Annotated in this window: 17 protein-coding genes and 1 other RNA gene; 5 read left to right on the top strand and 13 right to left on the bottom strand. The window is 58.1% G+C overall.

Features of this window, described 5'->3' with window-relative positions; genetic code table 11:
• Positions 1 to 33 precede the first annotated feature (33 nt).
• The 6 genes from AU11_RS11980 to rpsU all read right to left on the bottom strand — a co-directional run bounded on the left by AU11_RS11980 (position 34) and on the right by rpsU (position 5,845).
• Positions 34 to 423: a diacylglycerol kinase gene (locus AU11_RS11980; protein ID WP_043319596.1), complete on the bottom strand. Its 390-nt coding sequence runs from the start codon at positions 421 to 423 to the stop codon at positions 34 to 36.
• A gap of 134 nt (positions 424 to 557) precedes the next feature.
• Positions 558 to 2,432 (bottom strand): RNA polymerase sigma factor RpoD, encoded by a 1,875-nt coding sequence (gene rpoD / locus AU11_RS11975; protein WP_043319595.1) that lies wholly within the window; start codon positions 2,430 to 2,432, stop codon positions 558 to 560.
• A gap of 357 nt (positions 2,433 to 2,789) precedes the next feature.
• Positions 2,790 to 4,802, bottom strand: a complete 2,013-nt coding sequence (gene dnaG / locus AU11_RS11965; protein WP_043319592.1) for a DNA primase — start codon at positions 4,800 to 4,802, stop codon at positions 2,790 to 2,792.
• A gap of 34 nt (positions 4,803 to 4,836) precedes the next feature.
• Positions 4,837 to 4,911, bottom strand: a non-coding RNA gene (locus AU11_RS18125) — sX9 sRNA.
• A gap of 60 nt (positions 4,912 to 4,971) precedes the next feature.
• A complete protein-coding gene (locus AU11_RS11960) occupies positions 4,972 to 5,415 on the bottom strand; it encodes a GatB/YqeY domain-containing protein (RefSeq protein ID WP_043320466.1) in 444 nt (147 codons plus the stop codon).
• A gap of 214 nt (positions 5,416 to 5,629) precedes the next feature.
• Positions 5,630 to 5,845, bottom strand: coding sequence for a 30S ribosomal protein S21 (gene rpsU, locus AU11_RS11955; RefSeq protein ID WP_043319591.1), 216 nt, complete (start codon positions 5,843 to 5,845; stop codon positions 5,630 to 5,632).
• 416 nt (positions 5,846 to 6,261) lie between these two features.
• On the opposite strand from rpsU, the gene tsaD reads away from it, so the two are divergent.
• From tsaD to folK, 3 genes are read left to right on the top strand one after another with little or no spacing between them, the layout of a single operon-like run.
• Entirely contained in the window at positions 6,262 to 7,317 is a 1,056-nt protein-coding gene (gene tsaD, locus AU11_RS11950; protein ID WP_051687215.1) for a tRNA (adenosine(37)-N6)-threonylcarbamoyltransferase complex transferase subunit TsaD, read from the top strand.
• Positions 7,318 to 7,341: 24 nt separating this feature from the next.
• Positions 7,342 to 7,728: a dihydroneopterin aldolase gene (gene folB / locus AU11_RS11945; protein WP_043319590.1), complete on the top strand. Its 387-nt coding sequence runs from the start codon at positions 7,342 to 7,344 to the stop codon at positions 7,726 to 7,728.
• A 3-nt stretch (positions 7,729 to 7,731) separates the two neighbouring features.
• Positions 7,732 to 8,229, top strand: a complete 498-nt coding sequence (folK, locus tag AU11_RS11940; RefSeq protein WP_043319589.1) for a 2-amino-4-hydroxy-6-hydroxymethyldihydropteridine diphosphokinase — start codon at positions 7,732 to 7,734, stop codon at positions 8,227 to 8,229.
• Positions 8,230 to 8,401: 172 nt separating this feature from the next.
• On the opposite strand, the gene AU11_RS11935 is transcribed toward folK, so the two are convergent.
• The 4 genes from AU11_RS11935 to AU11_RS11920 all read right to left on the bottom strand — a co-directional run bounded on the left by AU11_RS11935 (position 8,402) and on the right by AU11_RS11920 (position 12,341).
• Positions 8,402 to 9,514, bottom strand: coding sequence for an NADH:flavin oxidoreductase (locus AU11_RS11935; RefSeq protein ID WP_043319588.1), 1,113 nt, complete (start codon positions 9,512 to 9,514; stop codon positions 8,402 to 8,404).
• Positions 9,515 to 9,740: 226 nt separating this feature from the next.
• The gene (locus AU11_RS11930) at positions 9,741 to 10,316 is read right to left on the bottom strand and encodes a phosphoribosyltransferase (protein ID WP_043319587.1); all 576 of its coding nucleotides are present in this window, start codon (positions 10,314 to 10,316) and stop codon (positions 9,741 to 9,743) included.
• Positions 10,317 to 10,349: 33 nt separating this feature from the next.
• Positions 10,350 to 11,075: a pteridine reductase gene (locus AU11_RS11925; protein WP_043319586.1), complete on the bottom strand. Its 726-nt coding sequence runs from the start codon at positions 11,073 to 11,075 to the stop codon at positions 10,350 to 10,352.
• Positions 11,076 to 11,111: 36 nt separating this feature from the next.
• A complete protein-coding gene (locus AU11_RS11920) occupies positions 11,112 to 12,341 on the bottom strand; it encodes a multifunctional CCA addition/repair protein (RefSeq protein ID WP_043319584.1) in 1,230 nt (409 codons plus the stop codon).
• A 531-nt stretch (positions 12,342 to 12,872) separates the two neighbouring features.
• Here AU11_RS11920 and AU11_RS11915 point away from each other — a divergent pair.
• On the top strand, positions 12,873 to 13,436 hold the full coding sequence (locus tag AU11_RS11915) for a response regulator (RefSeq protein ID WP_043319583.1): 564 nt from the start codon (positions 12,873 to 12,875) through the stop codon (positions 13,434 to 13,436).
• A 64-nt stretch (positions 13,437 to 13,500) separates the two neighbouring features.
• Here the strand turns inward: AU11_RS11915 and AU11_RS11910 are convergent, their stop codons facing one another.
• The 3 genes from AU11_RS11910 to AU11_RS11900 form a co-directional block, all read right to left on the bottom strand.
• Complete coding sequence (locus AU11_RS11910; protein ID WP_043319582.1) at positions 13,501 to 15,063, bottom strand: SpoVR family protein; 1,563 nt, start codon at positions 15,061 to 15,063, stop codon at positions 13,501 to 13,503.
• Positions 15,063 to 16,343, bottom strand: coding sequence for a YeaH/YhbH family protein (locus tag AU11_RS11905; RefSeq protein ID WP_043319581.1), 1,281 nt, complete (start codon positions 16,341 to 16,343; stop codon positions 15,063 to 15,065). Before AU11_RS11905 ends, AU11_RS11910 begins: the two co-directional genes overlap by 1 nt.
• Before the next feature lie 186 nt (positions 16,344 to 16,529).
• Positions 16,530 to 18,452: a PrkA family serine protein kinase gene (locus AU11_RS11900; RefSeq protein ID WP_043319580.1), complete on the bottom strand. Its 1,923-nt coding sequence runs from the start codon at positions 18,450 to 18,452 to the stop codon at positions 16,530 to 16,532.
• 395 nt (positions 18,453 to 18,847) lie between these two features.
• On the opposite strand from AU11_RS11900, the gene galE reads away from it, so the two are divergent.
• Entirely contained in the window at positions 18,848 to 19,873 is a 1,026-nt protein-coding gene (gene galE / locus AU11_RS11895; RefSeq protein ID WP_043319579.1) for a UDP-glucose 4-epimerase GalE, read from the top strand.
• Positions 19,874 to 19,878: the final 5 nt, after the last annotated feature.

The following is a 19,878-nucleotide window of genomic DNA, read 5'->3' as shown; positions in this document are numbered from 1 at the left end:
TGGCCGCAGGCGGTTTTTCGTGTTCCGTGGTATTCAGGTAAGCCAGTGGGGGAGCAGGATACAGGCCCAGGTAGTTATCCACAGCAGCAGGGAGATGGAGACCGCGGCGGAACCGGTATCCTTGGCGATTTTGGATAGCGGGTGTTTCTCCGGGCCTACGCGATCCACCACCGCTTCCACGGCACTGTTCAACAGTTCGACAATCATCACCAGCAGGGTGACGCCGATCAGCAGTGCGCGCTCAACGCCGGTTTCGCCGAGCCACAGTGCAGCGGGTATCAGGAAAATAGCGAGGGAAACCTCCTGGCGGAAGGCGGCCTCGTTGCGCCAGGTGGCGATCAGGCCCTGGCGGGAGTACTCGGTAGCATCGATCAGGCGGGAAATACCGGTTTTTCCGGGCTTATTCACAAACTGTTCTTCCATTGCTCTGCAAAAATCTCCATCGGTTTATGTGTGGTCACTGGACGTTGCCGGGCTTCATCGGTTTGCAATAATTCCGACATCCACAAAAAAGCCCGGCGAGCCGGGCTTTTTCATTATAGACCGAGTAACAAGGCTTACTCGTCGAGGAAGCTGCGCAGGTGCTCGGAACGCGAGGGGTGGCGCAGTTTGCGCAACGCCTTGGCTTCGATCTGACGGATACGTTCCCGGGTAACGTCGAACTGTTTGCCCACTTCCTCGAGGGTGTGGTCGGTGTTCATATCGATACCGAAACGCATGCGCAGTACCTTGGCTTCCCGCGCGGTCAGCCCGGACAGCACGGAGCGGGTGGCATCGTGCAGGCCGGTGGACGTTGCGGTGTCGATCGGGGAAGACTGGTTCTGGTCTTCGATAAAATCGCCCAGGTGGGAGTCTTCATCGTCGCCGATCGGCGTTTCCATGGAAATCGGCTCTTTGGCGATCTTCAGGACTTTGCGCACTTTGTCTTCCGGCATTTCCATGCGCTCGCCCAGTTCTTCCGGAGTAGGCTCACGGCCCATTTCCTGCAGCATCTGGCGGCTGATCCGATTGAGCTTGTTGATGGTCTCAATCATGTGCACCGGAATTCGGATGGTGCGCGCCTGGTCGGCGATCGAGCGAGTGATCGCCTGACGAATCCACCAGGTAGCGTAAGTGGAGAACTTGTAACCGCGACGGTATTCAAACTTGTCCACTGCTTTCATCAGGCCGATGTTGCCTTCCTGAATCAGATCCAGGAATTGCAGGCCACGGTTGGTGTATTTCTTCGCGATAGAAATTACCAGACGTAGGTTGGCCTCAACCATTTCTTTCTTGGCGCGGCGGGAGCGGGCTTCGCCGATGGACATGCGGCGGTTGATCTCTTTGATCTGACCGACATCCAGTTGGGCTTTGTCTTGCGCCTGCTGTAGTTTGCGCTGAGCGCGCTGAATCTCGTCGACGACCTGACGCAGTGCGTCGGAGTAATCGCGCTTTTTCTTGATGATCGCGGGGATCCAGTCAAGATTGGTTTCGTTGCCGGGGAACTCCTTGATGAAGGTCTTGCGCGGCATGCGGGCACGCTTGATGCACAGGTTCATGATCAGGCGTTCTTGCGCGCGCACGTCATCGAGGATGCTGCGTACGGCGTTGTACAGCGGGTCGAACTGGCGCGGTGCCAGTTTGAAGAAGCGGAACACTTCACCCACGGCTTCCATGGCCTCGCCGGCCTCTTTGGAATCGCGGCCGTGCTTCTTGACGGCAGCATCTGCTTTCTTCTGTGCGGCGATCAGCGCGTTCATGCGCTCAGCCAGTTCTTCCGGATCGATGCCGCCGACGTTTTCCTCTTCCTCGGTAGAGTCGTCATTGTCGTCATCGTCGCCGTCGGACTCGTTATCGTCGTCCTTGTCGTCGGGCTTGTTGGCTTCTGCGGCCTGGCCAGCCTGGGCACCCGGGGGGACTTCGTCGGCGGGGTCGAGCCAGCCGGCGATGACGTCGGGGATGCGGCGCTCTTCTTTCTCGATCAGCGCATATTCGTCGATGATCTGCTGTACCGCGCCTGGCCAGTAGGCGAGTGCAGCCATCAGCTCACGCAGGCCTTCTTCGATGCGCTTGGCAATGGCGATTTCGCCTTCCCGGGTAAGCAGCTCTACGGTACCCATTTCGCGCATGTACATGCGCACGGGGTCGGTGGTGCGGCCTACGTCGGATTCTACGGCGGCAAGTGCGGCGGCGGCTTCGGCGGCGGCGATTTCGTCAGCGGAGCTATCGCCTTCGGCCATCAACAGTTCTTCGGCATCCGGTGCTTGTTCAAACACCTTGATACCCATGTCGTTGATCATGCCGATGATGTCTTCCACCTGATCGGGATCGGAGATGTCCTCCGGCAGGTGGTCATTCACTTCCGCATAGGTGAGATAGCCCTGCTCTTTGCCGCGGGCAATCAGTTCGCGAATGCGGGAGGTGGTTTTTTGCTGCTGGGTTTTGTCGGTCATGCACAACCCTGAATTCTGGGGATTGATAGTCGGGACTTTTGTCTGGACAAAGACGCGGGATTATAGCGTATTTGCGATAGCAATAACCACTGTGACTGTCAAGGCAGAAGGCGTGGTTCAGGGTGTCCGGGCGCGCTTGTCTTTGGCTTCCCGCCGCTTTGGGCGGCGGGTCAGTCTATATGGTGATGGCGCCTTGAAATTCAAGGGGTAGATTTGAATTGCTTTTGTGGCGGTGCCGCTACCGGGTATGCCTTTGTGCGACACGCCGTGAACCCGTCCCTGGGGGCTCTGCACCGCCATCCATGGCGGTGAAGGTCTCACAAAGGCATACCCGGTATCAGCACCTTCGCTTCGGCTTTAGTCTTTCTTCGGGCGAAACTGCGCCAGTAGCGCCAGTTGCTCGGCGCTCAGCTGGTTGCCGTTGGTCTTGAGCTGGCCGAGCAGTTCCCGCTTGCGCTGGCGCTCCGCGGCGAGCTCCAGGGTGCGCAGGCAGTCACTGAACTCGGTGTGGGGGTCGTATTCCAGCACCTGGCCCTGGCCGCCGATGATCGGGTGGCTCATGGCGAGGCGGGGCAGCAGTTCGCGGGCTTCCTTGCTTTCCAGGTTCATCAGGCGACCGAACAGCTGGTTGCTGTTGAGCGCCGGGTTTTTGTGCAGTACCTGAAGAATTTCCCCAAACAGCTGCAAATCCGCGTCATCACTGTTCTGGAAGCGGCTGCTGTCGTCAATCAGCTCCGCCAGCTGGGGGTGGTGCAGCAGCAGGGCGATCAGCATGCGCTCGGCGGGCAGGCGGTACTGTCCGCTGCGCCGGCGGGGCGTGTTGCCCGGGCCGCGGTCGTCCGGGTAGTCCGGTGGCGGCGCGGTATATTCGTCTTCAATCGGGGGGCCGTCGTAGGCTTCCGCGGGGGGTATTTCTTCGCCGAAATGGGGGGCGGTGGGTTCGCCGGGCTGCGCCATCGCGGCGGGCCCGGGGGCCTGCTTCTGCGCCGGTTTTGGCGCGGGCTGGGCCTGGCGGGCGAGCTCCGCACTGCGGGCTTTTTCCGCAGCGATGATTTCTTCCAGCATGTCCTGTTCGAGGCCGGTACGCCGCGCCAGTTGCTGGAACATCAGTTGGCGGTAGACGCCTTTGGGCAGGAGGTCGAGCAGCGGCGCGGCGGCTTTCGACAGGCGTGCGCGGCCGTCCATGGTCTGGATATTGATGCCCTCACCCAGCAGGTCGAACAGGAAGTCCTCCAGGGGGCGGCCCTGTTCGTCGATCAGTTTGTCGAAGCGCTCGCCGCCAATCTGGCGCACCAGGGTGTCCGGGTCTTCCCCTTCCGGCAGTAACAGGAAGCGCAGGCTGCGGCCGTCCTGCATATGCGGTAGTGCAGCTTCTAAGGCGCGGCGGGCGGCGGTGCGGCCGGCCTTGTCGCCGTCGAAGCAGAACACCAGTTCCTGGGTATGACGGAAGGCCAGTTGGATATGGTCTTCGCCGCAGGCGGTGCCTAGGGTGGCCACAGCGCAGCGGATATCGAACTGGGCCAGGGCCACCACGTCCATATAGCCTTCCACCACGATCAGTCGCTTCAGCTCGCGGTTGGCCTGGCGCGCTTCCCACAGGCCGTAGAGCTCACGGCCCTTGTGGAAGATCGGGGTTTCCGGGGAGTTCAGGTATTTCGGCTTATCGTCCCCCAGCACCCGGCCGCCGAAGGCGATGGTGCGTCCCCGCTGGTCGCGGATGGGGAACATGATGCGGTTGCGGAAGCGGTCGTAGTGGTGGCGCTTGCCCGGTTCCGTCTTGCCATCACTGTCCTGGCGGCGGATAGCGAGGCCGGCCAGCTCCAGCTGCTCCGCTTTCTCCGAACTGGTGCCCAGCTGGTTGAGCAGATTGTCCCACCCGGGCGGGGCCAGGCCGATGCCGAATTCCTTGCACACAGCGCCGGAAAGACCGCGGTTTTTCAGGTAAGTGATGGCCGGGGTGGAGACCTTGTGGTCCCGGAGTTTTTCCCGGTAGAAGTCGGCGGCTTTCTCGGTGAGTTGATAGAGAGACTGGCTCTCCTGCTGGCGTTTGATCTGGCCTGCATCGAGTTTTTCCCGCGGGACTTCCAGGCCCAGGCTCGCCGCGAGTTTTTCGACCGCTTCCGGGAAGGGCAGGCGGTCGTACTCCATCAGGAAGCCGACCGCATTGCCGCTGGCACCGCAGCCGAAGCAGTAGTAGAACTGTTTGTCCGGGCTTACGGTGAAAGAAGGTGTTTTTTCGTCGTGAAACGGGCAGCAGGCGGAATAGTTTTTTCCGGTCTTGCGCAGTTTGACCCGGCTATCGACCACCGGAACTATGTCGGCGCGGGCCAACAGGTCGTCGATAAAGTACTGCGGGATCTTGCCTGCCATAAATAATTACTAGCCTATTTAAACCACTGAGAATCGCTGCAAAACGTAGCGAGCGGGTGGCTGGCGGTGGCCGCCGGAGCGCAGGAAGCGGAGTGTACAAGTAGTACATGAGCATTCCGAGCACCGCCGGACGCCGTCAGGCGCCCGCGCAGTAGTTTTGCTGTGATTCTCAAAAGGCGGCTTTGACGAGCTTACTCACCGCACCCATATCGGCGCGGCCCTGCACCTGGGGTTTAACCAGTGCCATCACCTTGCCCATATCCGCCATGCTGCTGGCACCGGTTTCCTGGACAGCGGCGGTGACGATTTGCTGGATTTCCGCTTCGGACAGCTGCTCCGGCAGGAAGTCCTGGATCACGTCGATTTCCTGCTGCTCCACTTCCGCGAGCTCCGGGCGGCCCGCTTTCTCGTACTGGGTGATGGAGTCGCGACGCTGCTTGGTCATCTTATCCAGCAGGGCCAGGATGCGCGCGTCGTCCAGCTCGATACGCTCGTCCACTTCTACCCGCTTGATCTCCGCATTGATCAGGCGCAGGGTCGCCAGGCGCGCTTTGTCGCGGTTCTTCATGGCGTCTTTGGTGGCGGTGGAGAGGGTTTCCTTGAGTGTGCTCATCGGGTGTCGTCCGTTCTGGTTGCGGAAGTAAGAATTCGGGTTCAGGCGGCTAAGCATAGCGCCTGTGGAGGTGCTGCTGAAGTGGCAGCGTTTTGGAGGGGGCTCCAGAAATAGAAAACGGCGCGCGAGGTAGCCTCGGGCGCCGTTTCAGATCGCGAACCGCGTTCGCGTCAGCGTGCTGTGAGCGAGAGACCGGACTCAAGTCCGGTAAAACTCAGTAGAGACGCTGGAACTTGCGGTTTTCGCGCTGCAGTTTTTTGGCGTGACGCTTAACAGCGGCAGCAGCCTTGCGCTTGCGAACGGAAGTGGGCTTCTCGTAAAACTCACGACGACGTACTTCGGAGAGTACACCGGCTTTCTCGCAGGAGCGCTTGAAGCGGCGCAGAGCGATGTCAAATGGCTCGTTGTCTTTGATGCGTACTGATGGCATTAGATTACCTGTAAAATTGTTTCTCTCGGCCAAAATCCATAGAGCATGGCTCGTGTGGATCTGGCGGGGCCTATCCGGCTAACGTTGATCTCGCAGATCAGGCCGGAGGCCGGTTCACAGCGAGGGCGCAAATTCTATACAGATGATTTGGCCTTCGCAAGCCTTGTGGACCTAAACCCGTCAATCAAGTGTGACCCGTTGAAACATGCCGGCCATAGGGCACCGGGGTCGGTGGAGGGTTGCTGGAAAGGCAGGTAAATATAGTCCTGATTTCCCCCGCCCGCCGGGCCGTACGGCGGATTTCTGGTCCATCTGAGAGTATGATAGCGCCCCCGCAACCGGGTCCGAATCGGCAAAATGTCCGTTTTTGTGGTCCGCTCGGTTAATTTTCAATTTTTGAGGAAATATCCGGCACCGTGCGAGTACTCGGCATAGAAACTTCCTGTGATGAAACCGGCGTCGCCCTGTACGACAGTGAGCAGGGTCTGCTCGGTCACACTCTTTATAGTCAGGTGAAACTGCACGCCGATTACGGCGGCGTTGTGCCGGAACTGGCCAGTCGTGACCATGTGCGCAAACTGCTGCCGCTGGTGCGCGAGGTGATGGCGCAAAGCAACACCAGGCCGGAACAGATCGACGGTGTCGCTTATACCGCCGGCCCCGGCCTGATCGGCGCGCTGATGGTGGGCGCCTGTGCCGGCCGCGCCATTGCCTACGGCTGGGATGTGCCGGCCATCGGTGTGCACCATATGGAAGGCCACCTGCTCGCGCCCATGCTGGAAGAGAATCCGCCGGAATTTCCATTCGTGGCGCTGCTGGTTTCCGGTGGCCATACCCAGCTGGTGGACGTACAGGGGTTGGGCCAGTACGAATTGCTGGGCGAATCTCTGGATGATGCGGCCGGCGAAGCCTTCGATAAGGCCGCGAAGATGCTGGACCTCGATTACCCCGGTGGCCCGCGCCTTGCCGCACTGGCGGAAAAGGGCGATCCGCTGCGTTTTACCTTTCCGCGCCCCATGACCGATCGCCCGGGGCTCGATTTCAGCTTTTCCGGTCTGAAAACCTACACGCTCACCACCGTGCAACAGCACGCACTGGAGGACGGGCTGCCGGATGAGCAGACCTGCGCGGATATCGCTGCGGCATTCCAGGAGGCGGTGGTGGACACTCTGGTCATCAAGTGTCGTCGTGCACTCAAGCAGTCAAAGCGCAAAACCCTGGTAATTGCCGGTGGCGTATCCGCGAATAAGTTACTGCGCCAGCGCCTGGAAGCGCGCCTCGCCGAAGATGGCTGCAGCGTGTACTACCCGCGTCAGGAATTCTGTACCGACAATGGTGCCATGATTGCCTACGCCGGCTGTTTGCGACTGCAGGCCGGGCAGCAAAGTGACCTTGCGATCGATGTGCGCCCCCGCTGGCCACTGACTGAATTGACCGGCGCCCTCGACGCAACCTCGAAACACAATAAATAGCAGCGGAATAAAAGGAGACAGCTTTTGGACATCGTTTATATCCGCGATCTCAAGGTCGACACCATTATTGGCATCTACGATTGGGAGCGGGAAGTTCGCCAGACCGTCAGCCTGGACCTGGAAATGGCCTTCGATATCCGTGAGGCCGCCCGCACCGACAATATCGAGCACACTCTCAACTACAAGGCCGTAGCCAAACGCCTGATTGCGTTTATCGAGGGAAGCGAATTTCTACTGGTGGAAACCATGGCCGAGCAGGCCGCGGACATTGTGCGTAAAGAATTCAAGGTAAGCTGGTTGCGCCTGCGTCTTTCCAAGCCCGGCGCCGTACGCGGCGCCCGCGATGTGGGTGTGGTAATAGAGCGCGGGGGATCCAGTGACCGTGGTAGCAAACAAAGTGCGGAGGCCTGAATCATGGCGACCGTCTACCTGAGTCTCGGCAGTAATATCGATCGTGAAAAACACCTGAGCGCCGGTCTCGACGCGCTGGTGGAAGCGTTTGGTGATCTGAAAATGTCGCAGGTGTACGAAAGTGAAGCGGTAGGCTTCGACGGCGACAACTTCTATAACCTGGTCGCCGCCATTGAAACCGAATTGTCGGTGGGCGGGCTGGCATCAAAGCTACGTGATATCGAGGATGCCAACGGCCGCCTGCGCAGTGGTCCGAAGTTCAGCGCGCGCACACTGGATATCGATATCCTGACTTTTGATGATCTCACCGGCGAAGTGGATGGTGTTAAGTTGCCGCGGGGCGAGATTCTCAAGAATGCGTTTGTGTTACTGCCTTTATCCGAACTGGCTCCGGATACCGAGCACCCGCTCGAAGGGAAAACCTATCAGCAATTGTGGGAAGCTTACGATCAGACTTCGCAAAATTTGTGGCCGGTGGAGTTTGACTGGCCAGTGCAATAAAGTGCCGATTATTATCGTGCTCTTATCGTGTGTTCGTAGGAGCCTGTTTGCAGGCGAGTAGTTCGAGGTGTTCGATCGTTCGCCTGCAGGGCAGGCTCCTACAGAATGCGTGGTAGAAAGTGCGCTGTAGTGTGGATAAGCGCAGCGCATCCACCACTCGGATTTGAACGACTCAGCTCAAGCTCGCCAGCGCCTCCTTGGTAAACGGCACAATCTCCTCTTCGCGCCCATCTTTCACCTTCTGCAGCCAGTTTGGATCCTGCAGCAGCGCGCGGCCTACGGCGATCATGTCGAACTCGCTGTTATCCATCCGGCGTACCAGCTCGTCCAGGCCGGTGGGGTTGGCGGTACCGCCCATGCCCTGGTTGTTGCCGCCGATAAAGTCGTCATCCAGGCCAACGCTGCCCACGGAGATGACCGGCTTGCCGGTGAGCTCCTTGGTCCAGCCCGCCAGGTTCATATCGGAACCTTCAAATTCCGGCACCCAGAAACGTCTTGTGGAGGCGTGGAAGATGTCCACACCGGCATTCACCAGCGGCTTCAGGAAGCGCTCCAGTTCCTGCGGGGTACGGGCGAGGCGCGCTTCGTAATCCTGCTGTTTCCACTGGGAGTAGCGCAGCACGATGGCGAAGTCCTCACCCACGGCATCGCGCACGGCTTCCACGATTTCCACCGCGAAACGGGTGCGGTTTTCCAGTGAGCCACCGTACTCGTCGTCGCGCACATTGGTGCCTTCCCAGAAAAACTGGTCTACCAGATAGCCGTGGGCGCCGTGAATCTCGACACCATCGAAGCCAGCCTGCTTGGCGGCAAGGGCGGAATCGGCGAAGGCTTTGATAGTGTCCTGGATATCCTGTTTGCCCATCGCCTGTCCGTTAGGCTTGCCCGGTTTGAACAGACCGGAAGGGGAATGGGCGGGGAAGGATTTATCCGGGCCTGTACCTTCCTTGCGTACCGCGCCCACATGCCACAGTTGCGGAATAATCTGGCCGCCCGCTGTGTGTACTTCATCCACGACTTTTTTCCAGCCGGCCATGGCTTCATCGCCGTAAATGGCCGGCACATTTTCGTAACCGTTGGCAGCGGGGTGGCCGACAAAAGTGCCTTCGGTAATGATCAGGCCCACCTCGCCCTCGGCGCGGCGGCGGTAGTAGCCGGCTACCTGGTCATTGGGTACATAGCCCGGCGAGGCGGTGCGGGTCATGGGGGCCATGGCGACGCGGTTGCGCAGCTTGAGAGATTTGTGCTCGAAGGGACGCAGCAGGCTATCGAGGGAATGGCTCATGATTGGCTCCGGTTGATGCAATACAGTCGGGGCACTGTAGCGCGTACCGCAGCGTCACGGGATTATCGTAAGCGTAAAGGGCGTTGATATTTCCGCTCTCGCGATAGTTTTTGATACCACTTGAGATAGAGGCCTGCTTTGCAGGCGAACGGCGCGGAGTGCTCGAAAGTTCGCCTGCAGGGCGCGAGTTTTGTAGGGTGGATAAGCGCAGCGCATCCACCAACAATCAACCGCCGTTCTTGAGTCTGCGCAGCAGCGCCTCGTGCTTGCGCAGCTCCGGCTTGTTTTCGAGGATTTCTTTCTCGCTCAAACCCTGCAGCTCGTGGGGGAACACCAGCCATTGATCGGTCTCGTGCAGGTAGTAGTGCGGCTCCATTTCTGTCTGGTTGCGGCTGGGTTTGAAGTAGGGGCAGGCGATGCGGATTTCCGGTGTGTTCTTTTTGCAGGCTTTCTGCATATCTTTGATCGCCTGCTGGATACTCAGCCCGGTATCGTACACGTCGTCCACGATCAGCATTTTCTCATGGGATTCGACCTGCTTGATCAGATAAGTGAGGCCGTGCACCTTCACGTCTTTCTGGCGTTGATCGACACCGTAGTAAGACGATGTGCGGATAGCGATATGGTCGGCGTGAAAACCGAGAAAGTCGAACATCTCCTGAACCGCAATACCAATGGGGGCGCCGCCGCGCCAGACGCCGACGATGTAGTCCGGCCGAAAGCCGCTTTCCACGACTTTCAGAGCCAGGGTATAGGAATCGTCCAGCAGGGACTGGGCAGAAATAAACTGTTTTTCGCTCACTGAAATACCTCGGGCGCTAAACGTGTAAACAACTCAAATATTCAGGCTGCGACCGCCATCGACGGCAATCACCTGACCAGTGATGTAGGGGGCGTCAGCGACCAGAAAGCGCACGGTTCGGGCGATGTCTGTCGGGTCACCGCTGCGCTGCATTGGGATGCGCGCCAGTATCTGTTCCTTGTTATAGCCTTCACCCTCCTGTTCTGGCCACAGAATTGCCCCGGGCGCCACCGCATTCACACGTACCCTCGGTGCCAGTTCTCGTGCCAGGCTCTTGGTCAACATCACTAGGCCGGCCTTGGCCGAGCTGTAAATTGGGTGGCTGGGCATGGGCTTGTCCGCGTGGATATCCGCAAGATTGACGATGCAGCCACTCTGTTCCGCCAGCGCGGGAGCCAGCGCCTGGCTGAGAAAGAACGGGGCCTTGAGGTTGCTGCCCATCAGCTCTTCCCACTGCTGTTCGGTGGCGTCGCCAATGGGGGTGGGATAGAACGCAGAGGCATTGTTGACCAGTGCGGTAATCTCGCCAAAGCAGGCCAGGGCGGAATCCGCCAGCTGCTGGCAGTCCTCTGCTCCGGCGAGACGGCTTTGAACCGCGGCGGCGGAACCGGCACGGCGCTGATTCAGTGTGTCTACCAGCGCCAGGGCGGCCCGGGCGGATTGCCGATAATGAATGATGACCTGGTGGTCCCGGTGCAGCTCTTCGGCAATGGCGCGGCCGAGGCGGGCGGCGGCGCCGGTGATCAGGACTGTGGCCATTGTGATGCTCCTTGGATGGATTGCCGGGGGCGGGGGTTAAACCTGAGGGGCGCCGTAGCTACCCTTTAGGTGCGCAAGTGCCTGCAGGCGCGCGCGGTCCAGTGCTTTACCCAGTTCGGCCCCGGCGAAGCCTTCGGCGATCAGGGCCTGAGGGTCCACGTTGGCGGCGGCTTTCCGGGCGGCACGCAGGTAGTCCACCTGGGGGTATTCGCGGTCTTCCAGTCCGAGCCGGCCGCGGGCATCTGCCTCACAGCTTTCCAGAAACTGCTCGAAGCGCTCGGGTTTGCGCAGGGCATCCAGTGCGCGCAGCAACTTGAGCAGGGTCTGCGGGCGCAATTCAAATGCCTTGTGGCAGTGAAGGTGGTACTCACATACACCGAGAGCGAGCGCGGTGATCGGGTTGGGCACGCGCAACCGCTGGCACACCGCTTTTACCAGCGGCAGGCCGGCGGCCTCGTGGCCGCGATGGCTTGGCAGGACCTCCTGGGGAGTAATGCCTTTGCCCAGGTCGTGTACCAGCACCGCAAATCGCACGGGCAGGGTCGCCGGCGCCTGGCGCAGTGCGCGCAATATATGGTCCCCGGTATCGATTTCCGGGTGGTGCAATGCCGGCTGCGGTACCCCGAACAGGCGATCGACCTCCGGTAGCAGTATCTCCAGGGCACCGCAGGCACGCAGTGTGCTGATAAAGATGTCGGGGCGCGGCTCGGTCAGGGCCCGGCTCACTTCCTTCCACACCCGCTCCGCTACCAGGTGCTCCACCTCCCCTGCATCCACCATGGTGCGCATTAGTGTCAGTGTTTCATCAGCGACGGTAAAACCCAGTGGTGCGTAGCGCGCGGCAAAGCGGGCTACACGGAGAATTCTCAGGGGATCTTCGCTGAACGCGTCGGAAACGTGGCGTAACTTACGGGCTGCCAGGTCGGCTTGTCCGCCGTAAGGGTCGACGATCACTCCGTCCTCGGTCTCTGCCATGGCGTTGACGGTGAGGTCGCGGCGTTGCAGATCCTGCTCGAGGGTCACCTCGGGGCTGGCGTAGACGGTAAAGCCGCCGTAGCCGTGGCCGCTCTTGCGTTCGGTGCGGGCCAGGGCGTACTCCTCATCGGTGTCCGGGTGCAGGAATACTGGGAAGTCCTTGCCTACCGGGCGAAAACCACGCTCGCGCATCTCGGTTTCGGTGGCGCCGACCACGACCCAGTCGCGCTCGTGAATAGGGCGCTCAAGGAGTTTGTCGCGGACCGCGCCGCCAACCAGGTAGATCTTCATCGGCGGAATCTCGGAGAACTGGGCGAAATGACCTCGGTGATCGAGGCAAATGGCCGGAAGCGAAGGGAAAAGGCGAAAAGTGCCATAAATGCCGCTAAACCTGAGATAAAACGCGCCAGAAACGGCGTCGACTCAGGTAAATACTAGGAAATTGGAGGGTCGGGAAGATAAAAAAAAGGCCCCGAAATTACAAGGGGGCCCAGGGTCTTAGGGTATTCGTGAAGAGAGAATCCCAACAAGCTCGTTTGCGCCAAAATAACCCGACTAAAAGGAGTAGCCCGAAATTCGTTACAAAAGGCTACAGGATCGAGGTAGATGGCGCCTGTTGTCGCTGGTTAAATGACCTGTAACAACATATGGTCCATTCTATTTAACCTGTCATAACTGTCAACCGTGGCTATCAAACTTTTATTGAGGGATATGTCTGTTGGTTCGTTAAATATATATAGGCATAGAATTAACGCCTGTTTATTTGGTTTAATTCAGCATAATTAATAACTAAATGCGCGATTCGTGGGGGATAGTAATAAAATGAGCGAAGTGCATGTTCTTACCACCGGGGAAGCGGCCCGGTACTGTGGGGTAAATTTCCGTACGGTTATCCGCTGGATTGAGCGTGGCCAGCTGAAGGCCTACAAGCTTCCGGGGCGCGGTGACCACCGCATCTGTGTGGAGGATTTTGTCGGTTTCCTGCGCGATAACGCTATGCCGGTGCCTGCGGAACTGGGTAGTGCCACACGCAAGGTTCTACTGGTGTCCGATTCGCCGGAAATGATTGCCGGTCGCCAGCAGCTGCAGCAGGCCGGGTGTGACGTGGATCTGGCCAGCGACTCCTTCAGCGCGGGTGCCATGCTTGCCTGCGGCAAGCCCGCAATGCTGGTGCTGGATTGCAATCTCGAAGGTGTAAATGGTTTTCAGATACTGGATATGCTGCGCTCGCGCAGCGAATTCTCTTCTTTGAGTGTTCTGCTGATTGCACCGGAAGGTGATACGAATCAGCAGCGCTGGCTGGATGCCGGTGCGGATGCTGTGGTTGCGGCCACTTGCGACCGCGGCGAGCTGGTGGGACGCATCAATCTGTTGCTCGACGCCTGATCACCGGCGGGGTTCCCCCCGCACCGCCTTTCAGGCGTTCAAAATAGTAGTCCACAAGCCGATCTCAGATCGGCTTGGGTACCAGCATGGATTCTTCCTCTTCCGAGCGGTCTCTTCCCATTTCCGGACAGTGGTAACTTGCGGTGATCTCATCACCGTTGAGGCTGTGCAGGTGCACGTCAAATCCCCATAGACGGTGCAGATGCTTGAGGACTTCGCTGGTATCTTTGCCCAGTGGCCGGCGCTGGTGTTGGGTGTGATGCAGGGTGATGGAGCGGTCACCGCGTGTATCCACGGAATACACCTGGATGTTCGGCTCGCGGTTGCCCAGATTGTACTGACCCGCCAGCTTTGCCCGCAGTTCACGATAGCCATCCTCATTGTGAATGGCACCGACCTCGATTTCCTTCTCCCGATCGTCATCGGAAATGCAGAACAATTTCATATCCCGCATTACTTTGGGTGACAGGAACTGCAGAATAAAGCTCTCGTCTTTGAAGTCGCGCATGGCGAACTGCAGGGTTTCCTTCCAGTTGGTGCCGGCGATATCCGGGAACCAGGCCCGGTCTTCATCGGTGGGGTTCTCGCAGATACGACGCAGGTCGGTAAAAATGTTGAAGCCCAACGCGTAGGGGTTGATACCGTTGTAGTAGGGGCTGTCGTAGGGTGGCTGATAGATGACGCTTGTGTGGCTGGTGAGGAACTCCATCATAAAGCCATCGGTCACTTTGCCACGGGCATGCAGCTCGTTCAGCAGAGTGTAGTGCCAGAAAGTGGCCCAGCCTTCGTTCATCACCTGGGTCTGGCGCTGTGGATAGAAGTACTGCGCCATTTTGCGCACAATACGTACCAGTTCCCGTTGCCAGTTTTCCAGTAGCGGCGCATTCTTTTCGATGAAATACAGGATGTTTTCCTGCGGCTCGTCGGGGAAGCGCCGTACCGGCGCCTCCTCGTCACCAGCACCCAGCTTGGGAATGGTGCGCCAGAGATCATTCAGCTGGCGCTGACGATATTCCTCGCGCTCTTTCTGGCGGCGCTCTTCCTCGTGGGCAGAAATCGGGTAGGGGCGTTTGTAGCGGTCTACACCGTAATTCATGAGCGCGTGACAGCTGTCCAGCAGGGATTCCACTTCATCCACACCGTAGCGCTCTTCGCAGCGGGCGATATAGTTTTTTGCAAACAGCAGGTAATCGATAATGCTGCTGGCATCGGTCCAGGTGCGGAACAGGTAGTTTCCTTTGAAGAAAGAGTTGTGACCGTAGCTGGCGTGGGCAATCACCAGCGCCTGCATGGTCATGGTGTTCTCTTCCATCAGGTAGGCAATACATGGATTGGAGTTGATCACAATCTCGTAGGCCAGCCCCATACGGCCGCGCTGGTAATTGTTTTCCACGCTAATGAACTGCTTACCGAAGGACCAGTGGTTGTAACCTACTGGCATACCTACGGAGGAGTAAGCGTCCATCATCTGTTCGGAACTGATGACTTCTATCTGATTGGGATAGGTGTCGAGGCCAAACTCCTTGGCCAGCAGCGCAATTTCCCGGTCGTACTCCTGAATGAGTTCGAAGGTCCACTCGGAAGTGGTGGAGATGGGCTGCTTGGTAGTGACTGCTGTATCGAGCATCAGGTGGCAACCTTCTGAGTAAATAATTGGCGGAATACCGGGTAGATGTCCCCGACATCGATAATCTGTTCCATGGCAAAGTGATCCGGGAACACATGGGCCACACTCTGGTATTCATCCCACAGAGCCTGGTGGTCTCGCGGAGTGATTTCCACGTAGGAGTAGTACTGCACGTGGGGCATGATGTCGTCGATCAAAATCTTGTGGCAGGTGCTGGAGTCGTCATTCCAGTTGTCGCCGTCGGATGCCTGGGCACCGTAGATGTTCCACTCGCTGGCGGGATAGCGCTCGCGCATAATGTCGCGCATCATTTTCAGGGCGCTGGATACGATGGTGCCGCCGGTTTCGCGGGAGTAGAAGAATTCCTGTTCGTCCACTTCCTTGGCGCTGGTGTGGTGGCGGATAAAAACCACCTCGGTGTATTCGTAACTGCGCTGTAGAAATAGATACAGCAGCAGGAAAAACCGCTTCGCCATATCCTTGGTGGCCTGGTTCATGGAGCCTGATACATCCATCAGGCAGAACATCACGGCCTTTGAGCTGGGGCGTGGTTGCTTCACCAGCAGGTTGTACTTCAGGTCAAAGTCGTCGAGGAAAGGAATGCGTTTTACCCGCGCTCTCAATTCTTCAATTTTCAGGCGCAGTCCATCCACCTTGCGCTGATCCCGCAGCGCCGGATCCTTGTTCTCTTCGACCTCAAGCTCTTGCTCCAGTAATTTGAGATTGCGGCGCTTGCCTCCGCTGAGTGCTATACGCCGCGCATTGGCTGCGCGCATGGAGCGCACCACGTTCAGACGGCCGGGTGTACCCTCGTTACTGATACCGGCGCGCACCACCTGGAAGGAATCATTCCCGGCGAGCTTTCGCTTGACCATATTGGGCAGCTCCAGGCCTTCGAACATAAATTCAAGGAACTCTTCCTGGGAAATCTGGAAGGCAAATTCATCCATGCCTTCACCGCTGTCACTGGCGCCACTGCCTCCGCTCCCCTGTCCCTGGCCTTGGCCGGGACGAGGGATGCGGTCGCCGGTAACAAATTCCTTATTACCCGGAAGTACCTGTTCCATATGGCCGCCACGGCCATTGGAAAAAATGGGCTCGTTGAGGTCGCGGGTGGGAATGCTGATCTTTTCACCGGCGCCCATATCGGTAATGGAGCGGCTGTTCATGGCTTCGCCGACGGCTTTCTTGATATGGGATTTATAGCGCCGCAAAAAGCGTTGGCGATTGACGGTGCTTTTCTTCTTGCCATTCAGGCGACGGTCGATGATGTAGCTCATAGTACTGCCTCGGACCCGGAATCTTCAGGCCTTGAGTGGCGGTGCTGCCACCGGCAGCAGCACCTTCACAATTAACTTCTGCGCACTGTCCTGTTTTCAATAAACAAAAATCAGCCTTGCAGAGTAGGGTGGGACGAAAATGGCACCTGCACCGCCACTAAATATCGCCGGAACCACCTGCTTCGGTTACTGAGACTTGCGTACCCGCAGATACCACTCGGAAAGCAGGCGAACCTGTTTCTCGGTGTAGCCGCGCTCAACCATGCGCGCCACAAAGTCTGCGTGTTTTTTCTGGTCGTCTGCAGAGGCCTTGGTGTTGAAAGAGATAACCGGCAGCAGATCTTCGGTGTTGGAAAACATCTTCTTCTCGATCACCGCTTTCAGCTTCTCGTAAGATCTCCAGTCCGGGTTTTTGCCCTGGTTACCCGCACGGGCGCGCAGCACAAAATTGACGATCTCGTTGCGGAAATCTTTCGGGTTGGAAATGCCTGCCGGCTTCTCGGTTTTTTCCAGCTCTTCATTCAGGGCCGCGCGATCGAGAATCTCGCCGGTTTCCGGATCGCGGTACTCCTGATCCTGAATCCAGAAATCTGCGTAGGTTACATAGCGGTCAAACAGGTTCTGGCCGTATTCCGCGTAGGATTCCAGATATGCGGTCTGGATTTCCTTGCCGATAAAGTCCACATAGCGCGGCGCCAGGTATTCCTTGATAAAGCCCAGGTAATTTTCCTGAATCTCCGGCGGGAACTGCTCCTGCTCGATCTGCTGCTCCAGTACATACAGAAGGTGTACCGGGTTGGCCGCTACCTCGGTAGCATCGAAGTTGAATACTTTGGACAGGATCTTGAATGCGAAACGGGTGGACAGTCCGTTCATACCCTCATCCACACCCGCGTTGTCGCGGTATTCCTGGATGGTTTTCGCTTTCGGGTCGGTGTCTTTCAGGTTTTCGCCATCGTAAACCCGCATCTTGGAAAAGACGCTGGAGTTTTCCGGGTTCTTGATGCGCGACAATACCGAGAACTGCGCCAGCATGCGCAGGGTATCCGGCGCGCAGGGCGCTTTTGATAGAGAACTGTGTTCCAGCAACTTGTCGTAGATCTTGATTTCTTCCTGAACCCGCAGGCAGTAGGGCACCTTGACGATATAGATGCGGTCAAGGAACGCCTCGTTATTGCGGTTGTTGCGGAAGGACTGCCACTCGGATTCGTTGGAGTGGGCAAGGATCACACCGTTGAATGGAATCGCGCCCAGGCCTTCGGTACTGTTGTAGTTGCCTTCCTGAGTGGCGGTCAGCAGCGGGTGCAGCACCTTGATCGGCGCCTTGAACATTTCCACAAATTCCATCATGCCCTGGTTGGCACGGCACAGGCTGCCGGAAAAGCTGTAGGCATCCGGATCGTTTTGCGGGAAATCTTCCAGTTTGCGGATATCCACCTTGCCCACCAGTGCGGAGATATCCTGGTTGTTTTCGTCACCAGGTTCCGTTTTCGCAATGGAGATCTGGTCGAGAATGGACGGGCGCAGTTTCACGACCTTGAATTTGCTGATATCCCCCTGGTACTCGTGCAGGCGTTTTACCGCCCACGGTGACATGATGGTATTCACGTAGCGGCGCGGGATACCGTAATCTTCCTCCAGGATCTGTCCGTCTTCGGACGGGGAGAAAAGTGCCAGCGGTGATTCAAATACCGGAGAGCCCTTGATGGCATAGATGGGGATCTGCTCCATCAGGGCCTTCAGGCGCTCTGCCAGAGAAGATTTACCACCGCCCACCGGGCCCAGCAGATACAGAATCTGCTTTTTCTCTTCCAGGCCCTGGGCCGCGTGGCGGAAGAAGGAAACGATCTGCTCGATGGCTTCCTCCATTCCATAGAATTCGCCGAACGCCTTATAGCGCTTGATCACTTTGTTGGAGAAGATGCGTGAGAGTCGCGGGTCGCGGGAGGTGTCCACCAGCTCGGCCTCGCCGATGGCCATCAGCATGCGCTCGGCGGGCGAGGCGTAGGCGCTGCGGTCGTTTTTACACAGCTCCAGGTATTCCTGGATGGTGAGTTCTTCTTCCTGAATCGCCTCATAGCGTTCCAGGTAGTGATTGAATATCGACATGGTTTACGACTCCCTGTAGCGTACCGCGTCAGTAAACGGTCTCCTGCCGTGGAGTACCTACTGCGCTGCAGCGTGTGATGACCGCGAAAACATCTCGCAACGAATGCTTAAGAGCGCTGACGCGCGAGAACGCTATCTTTATTACCTATTGATTGCGCGACGATGCAGCTGTCGCAACAGGGGGCCTGCTATCAGGTCCCGCACTTTCAGGATAGTCAGCGCTGTGGCCTTGAAAGGTGGATAGGGCCAAGATGGGTAGAATCTGGTGTCAGTTTTGCGAGGCGGGTTAAGCGCGTAAAATAGCGCTCACAAACACGGGTTAGTATTCTGGCCCACCGGGACCGGTCGCACCGAGTGTGGGATACCAGTCCGGAGAACCTGAAATAAGGAAGTCTATGAAGATTTTGGTAACCGGGGGCGCCGGCTACATCGGTAGTCACACATGTGTAGAACTGATTGAGGCGGGTTTTGAGCCCGTGGTGGTCGACAACCTGTGTAACAGCAGTGAAGAAGCGCTGCGCCGCGTAGAGGCGATTACCGGCCGCTCTGTGCCCTTCCACAATGTGGATATTACCGATGCCAATGCCCTGGGTGAGGTTTTCCGCGCGTACGAGGTGCAGGCGGTAATTCATTTTGCCGGCCTCAAGGCTGTCGGCGAATCAGTTTCCCAGCCTTTGCGCTATTACCAGAACAATGTTGCTGGCACCCTCACTCTTTGTGAGGTGATGGCGCAGGCTGGCGTGCATCAATTGATCTTCAGTTCCTCTGCCACCGTCTACGGCGATCCGGCAACGGTGCCCATTCGCGAGGATTTCCCTACTGGTGCCACCAATCCCTACGGTGCCAGTAAGCTGATGGTGGAAGATATTCTACGGGATCTGAGCAACGCGCCGGGCAGCCAGTGGAAGATCAGCCTGCTGCGCTACTTCAATCCCATTGGCGCCCACGAGAGCGGCACCATTGGTGAAGATCCGGCGGGTATTCCCAACAACCTGTTGCCCTATGTGGCCCAGGTGGCCGTTGGCCGCCTGCCGCATTTACAGGTTTTTGGCGACGACTACGCCACTCCGGACGGCACCGGCGTGCGCGACTATATCCACGTGGTCGACCTCGCCCGCGGCCACTTGGCGGCGTTGAACAAGCTGAACAAGGAAGACACCGATACCGGTTGTTACACCTATAACCTGGGCACCGGTCGCGGCAGCTCGGTACTGGAGATCGTGCGCGCATTTGCCGATGCCGCGGACAAGGAAATTCCCTACCAGATAGTGCCTCGCCGCCCCGGTGATATTGCCGAGTGCTATGCGGACCCGACCTATGCGGAAAAAGAGCTGGGCTGGAAAGCGGAGTTTGATCTGAAGCGCATGGTGGAAGATACCTGGCGCTGGCAGTCGCAGAACCCGCAGGGCTATTTGAAGTAATCGCG

This window comes from Microbulbifer sp. HZ11 (assembly GCF_000708675.1).
Classification (GTDB): Bacteria; Pseudomonadota; Gammaproteobacteria; order Pseudomonadales; family Cellvibrionaceae; genus Microbulbifer.
Note: the sequence above shows the minus strand (reverse complement) of the source record. Positions and strands in the feature narration are given on the sequence as shown.

Coding starts and splice junctions, on each gene's coding strand:
- AU11_RS11915 (WP_043319583.1), top strand. CDS start 12,873: ATGAGCGAAGTGCATGTTCTTACCACCGGGGAAGCGGCCCGGTACTGT.
- AU11_RS11905 (WP_043319581.1), bottom strand. CDS start 16,343: ATGAGCTACATCATCGACCGTCGCCTGAATGGCAAGAAGAAAAGCACC.
- rpoD (WP_043319595.1), bottom strand. CDS start 2,432: ATGACCGACAAAACCCAGCAGCAAAAAACCACCTCCCGCATTCGCGAA.
- AU11_RS11935 (WP_043319588.1), bottom strand. CDS start 9,514: ATGAGCCATTCCCTCGATAGCCTGCTGCGTCCCTTCGAGCACAAATCT.
- AU11_RS11925 (WP_043319586.1), bottom strand. CDS start 11,075: ATGGCCACAGTCCTGATCACCGGCGCCGCCGCCCGCCTCGGCCGCGCC.
- AU11_RS11920 (WP_043319584.1), bottom strand. CDS start 12,341: ATGAAGATCTACCTGGTTGGCGGCGCGGTCCGCGACAAACTCCTTGAG.
- rpsU (WP_043319591.1), bottom strand. CDS start 5,845: ATGCCATCAGTACGCATCAAAGACAACGAGCCATTTGACATCGCTCTG.
- galE (WP_043319579.1), top strand. CDS start 18,848: ATGAAGATTTTGGTAACCGGGGGCGCCGGCTACATCGGTAGTCACACA.
- AU11_RS11900 (WP_043319580.1), bottom strand. CDS start 18,452: ATGTCGATATTCAATCACTACCTGGAACGCTATGAGGCGATTCAGGAA.
- folK (WP_043319589.1), top strand. CDS start 7,732: ATGGCGACCGTCTACCTGAGTCTCGGCAGTAATATCGATCGTGAAAAA.
- AU11_RS11960 (WP_043320466.1), bottom strand. CDS start 5,415: ATGAGCACACTCAAGGAAACCCTCTCCACCGCCACCAAAGACGCCATG.
- AU11_RS11980 (WP_043319596.1), bottom strand. CDS start 423: ATGGAAGAACAGTTTGTGAATAAGCCCGGAAAAACCGGTATTTCCCGC.
- dnaG (WP_043319592.1), bottom strand. CDS start 4,802: ATGGCAGGCAAGATCCCGCAGTACTTTATCGACGACCTGTTGGCCCGC.
- AU11_RS11910 (WP_043319582.1), bottom strand. CDS start 15,063: ATGCTCGATACAGCAGTCACTACCAAGCAGCCCATCTCCACCACTTCC.